Below are 3,832 nucleotides of genomic sequence, written 5' to 3' on the forward strand. Positions count from 1 at the left end.
GAGGCCTTGGACTTCTTTGGGCCACAGGTCGATCTCGAGTTGATCGACAACGCCCGTGCGACCAACCACGGTTGGGACGCTGAGTGCCACATCGTGGATGCCGTAGCAACCTGACTGCACGCTGCTGACCGGCAACAAGCACTGGCGGTCGAGGATCACGGCGTCGATCACATCGCGAATTGCAATGCCGACGGCGAAGCCCGCTCCGCCTTTGCGTTTGATGACTTCCGCCCCGCTGCCGCGAGTCCGGGTGAACAGTTGGTTGGCGAGGGCTGGATTCCAGCCGGGGAATTTTTCCAGTGGCAAGCTACCGATCGCCGCGCTGCTCCAAATCGGAACCATCGTATCGCCGTGCTCGCCCAAGATCAACGCTTTGGTTTGCGTTGGCGGTGCCTTGAGTTCCTCTGCGATCAACGAGCAGAATCGGATGGTATCAAGCTGCGTTCCCAAACCAATGACTTGTTTGGTGGGCAATCCCAGCATGCCTGCGGCGACGTAAGTCAGGATATCGACGGGATTGCTGACGACCAACACGATCGCGGATTGCTTCGGCCCGGCGGCTTTGACGTCGCGAAGAATTTGCACGAACAGATCGGTGTTGCGGTTGATCAGGTCCAGGCGTGACTCATCTGGTTTGCGCCGCAGACCCGCGGTGATGCAGATGATGTCGCTGTCAGGAATGTGTTCGTAACCACCACCCACGATCGTTTGATCGGCGACGCTGGGCGAACCGTGTTGCAGATCCAACGCGTGACCCACGGCAGTTTCAACGTTGACGTCGAGCAACGCGATTTCGCGAGCCAAGCCGCCGCACTGCAACGCGTAAGCGGCACAAGATCCGACGAGGCCGCCGGCACCAATGATGGAAACTTTCATGGGATCAGTTGAGTTGGATGTTGGGGGATGGTTTGGGTGGTGTTAAGCACGTGAGCGGGAGTCATTGGGCTTGATCACGTAGCGGCGTCTCTCCGAGACGCTGTCATTTGCGAGTCTCAGAGAGACTCGCCTACGTGAGGTTCTACCCGACCATTCCTGCCGACCTGCTTACCGGAGGGCTCACGCCCTGCCGCTATGGAACCGAATTCTGGCGAATCCGGCTACCTGGAATCAGCTCGACGCTTTCATCTGACGCATGACTTCGTTGGTGATCAGCTTCACGAGCTGCTCTTCGTCCACACCGGCGGGTGCCGCCGATGCCGAACCGGATGTCTTGATCGGTGGTGGTGGAGCGAATGCACGTCGTTCCACACCTGAGTCCTTCCACGATTCGCGGAAGATGTCGTTGGCGCAGATGTCGCAATCTTCGTACTCGGACGTGTTGCGAGGGTCTTTGAAGCCCCACTTGTCCTTCAACTCCAGCAATTCACGCGACTTGGTTTCGTCCAAGTACGACACGTTGCCGAGTTGTTTGGCGAGCAACAACATGCGGCAGTACGAGTCGAGAATTTCGGTCCACCAGTAGGCTCGTTCAACCGATTCGCCGTACGACACAGTGCCGTGGTTGGCCAAAATCATCACGTTCGTCTTGTCAACGAAAGGAATGATCGTGTCGGCGAAGGCTTGTCCGCCAGGTGTTTCGTACTTGGTGATCGGCACATCGCCCAGGAAGACTTCGACCTCGGGCAAGATGCACTGTGGAATGGGCTCGCGAGCGATTGCAAACGCAGTCGCGTGCGGTGGGTGGCAGTGAACGACGGACTTGATGTCAGCACGTTGCTTGTAGATTTCCAGGTGCAACAACGCTTCGCTGCTGCGTTTCTTGCGACCAGCGATTTGTTTGCCGGTCAGGTCGATCATGGAGATGTCATCGGGCGTCAAATAGCCTTTGCAATGCATCGTTGGTGTGCAGAGGACTTCGTTTTCGCTGACGCGGACGGTGATGTTGCCGTCGTTGGCCGCCGCGAATTGACGGTTGTAGATGCGGCGACCGATGTCGCACATGTCTTGTTTGATCTTATGGATGTTTTGCATGACAAGTGGTCCAAGTCAGGAAAGGGAGGTCGAGAGATGGGAGATGAATCGGAACGGGGTGAGCGTTCCGAGTTGAGTTTTGTCAGTCACGAGGTTTGCACCTCGCAGTGGTCCAGGATGGCGACGATGGAAGCGTCGGTTGGTTTGACGTCGGGGCGAAACGGGGCGGCGGATTCTGGCCCTTCGGCCAACGCGACCCAGTCCCCCTGTCCACTGCCAACCAAATCCCACGCGACAATGGTGTCACCACCGATCGGTTTCGCGTTGTCTTGGTTGACTTGAATTTGATCCGCGGATTCCACGACTTCGACGCAGCGAAGTTTGTAGCCCTGCATGGACGGATGCATTCGCGAAAGCGTCACGGTTCCAATCACACGAGCGATCTTCATCGAGATGCCTCCTGCGACTTGGAAGCGATTGGCTTTGGCAATTGAGCAATCGTGTTCGCCGCATTGACGAGAGCGACCAGGTTGAATCGCTGCATGTCGAGCACAAACGTGTCGGCGTCCATTTCCGATGCGAAGCGAGAAATGTCTTCGAGCCGAGTGATCAAAACCGCTCGAGAGCCCGATTGAATGCGACCGAACAAAGTGGCGGCAGGACGTTCCGTCACGATGACGGAGCGGTGAGCCCGTGGGCAATGCTCAGCACCTCGAAGAGATAGCTGCCGAGCCAGCGCGTCGCGAATGGACTTGGAAGATGTGTCGGTGTGCAGTTGGAGGAAGCGTTTACCGGAATTGTTCGTCGGTTTGGTTGCAGCGGTGTGCGTGGACTTCGATCCGGCAAGCGTGATGCCGCGTGCTCGCATTTCGTCGCGAGCGGCGGGGGTCACGATGCCTCCGGACAACTGAACCTGGGTGACTCCCGAGGGAATGCCTTGGATGACGTCGACGCTGATAACTTTATCGCTTAAGACGTGAGCGGCTTGGTCATTCGGCGCTGGTTTGGACGGCGAAACGCTGGTGTCGGTTTGGTCTCGCAACCGGCGCAATACCTGCTCAACGATCGACGCGATGTCGACGTTGTTAGGCAATGCAGATTGGGTTGCGGGGGAGGTCATTGATTGTTAGCCGGATTCGCCAGAATTCGGTTGTTGGGTTGGTGTTTGAATTACAGGCTGGATGCCTATGCCACTTCTACTTTCTCTTGGTTTTCTTCGTCTTTGTCGGTTCGTCGATCAGGCCTTGGACGCTCCAGCGAGCGGGGCAGGTTTCGAAACCAGTCATCTCGCGGATGGGGCCGGTTTCGCTGGTCAGCATCACACGGTCGCCGATTCGGCACCCGAGTTCGTCCAACACGAGCAAGGGAGCTCCGTCCGGTTTCTCGTTCACGCCGGTGGGTTGAACGAGAACGAGACGTTGGCCTTGCAGCGATTCGTGTTTGACGGTCGCGCGGGTGTGACCGATGACGCGTGCGGGTTGCATGCTCAGACCACTCGCAGTTCGTCGATCATGCTGCAGCGTCGTTCGCGGGTGAACGTGTCCGGTGTGGTGACGCCTTCGCCGGTTGGGCCCGCGATGGAGAACGACAGGTAGCCTTCGCCGCCCAGTCCCAACGATGCCATGCAAGGTCCGTTCTTGACGTACAAGGTTGTGTCCAACTCCTTGCCCATTTTGGTCATGTTGTGAACGTTGCGGGAGTGAATGATCGCGGTGTGACGGAAGCCGTGCTCGTAGTGCTTGGCCATCGCGATCGCGTGGTCCACGTCACGGGCTCGGACGAAGGGGATGAACGGCATCATCTGTTCAACGCTGACGAACGGGTGATGTTCGTCGGTTTCGCCAAAGACCAACTCGCAGGATTCGGGGACATTGGAACCCGATGCGGACGTTGATACACTGCTGCGCGAAACCGAGCGCCA

At 57.7% G+C, this 3,832-nt stretch carries 5 protein-coding genes and 1 pseudogene; all 6 read right to left on the reverse strand.

The genetic code is table 11. The features are described 5' to 3' along the window. A partial coding sequence (locus tag ACF8AM_RS06370; protein WP_392554821.1) for a lactate/malate dehydrogenase family protein occupies positions 1-876 on the reverse strand: 876 nt, incomplete at its 3' end. Between the two features lie 231 nt (positions 877-1,107). Then, positions 1,108-1,971, reverse strand: coding sequence for a class II aldolase/adducin family protein (locus ACF8AM_RS06375; RefSeq protein WP_392554822.1), 864 nt, complete (start codon positions 1,969-1,971; stop codon positions 1,108-1,110). Positions 1,972-2,057: 86 nt separating this feature from the next. Further along, positions 2,058-2,360, reverse strand: a complete 303-nt coding sequence (locus ACF8AM_RS06380) for a EutN/CcmL family microcompartment protein (RefSeq protein ID WP_392554823.1) — start codon at positions 2,358-2,360, stop codon at positions 2,058-2,060. Further along, a complete protein-coding gene (locus ACF8AM_RS06385; protein ID WP_392554824.1) occupies positions 2,357-3,031 on the reverse strand; it encodes a hypothetical protein in 675 nt (224 codons plus the stop codon). The genes ACF8AM_RS06380 and ACF8AM_RS06385 overlap by 4 nt, the downstream gene beginning before the upstream one ends. 76 nt (positions 3,032-3,107) lie before the next feature. Further along, complete coding sequence (locus tag ACF8AM_RS06390) at positions 3,108-3,395, reverse strand: EutN/CcmL family microcompartment protein (RefSeq protein ID WP_392554825.1); 288 nt, start codon at positions 3,393-3,395, stop codon at positions 3,108-3,110. Positions 3,396-3,397: 2 nt separating this feature from the next. After that, positions 3,398-3,832, reverse strand: a pseudogene (locus tag ACF8AM_RS06395) (aldehyde dehydrogenase EutE); the annotation flags it as partial.

This window comes from Rhodopirellula sp. JB055, assembly GCF_043100905.1.
Lineage (GTDB): Bacteria > Planctomycetota > Planctomycetia > Pirellulales > Pirellulaceae > Rhodopirellula.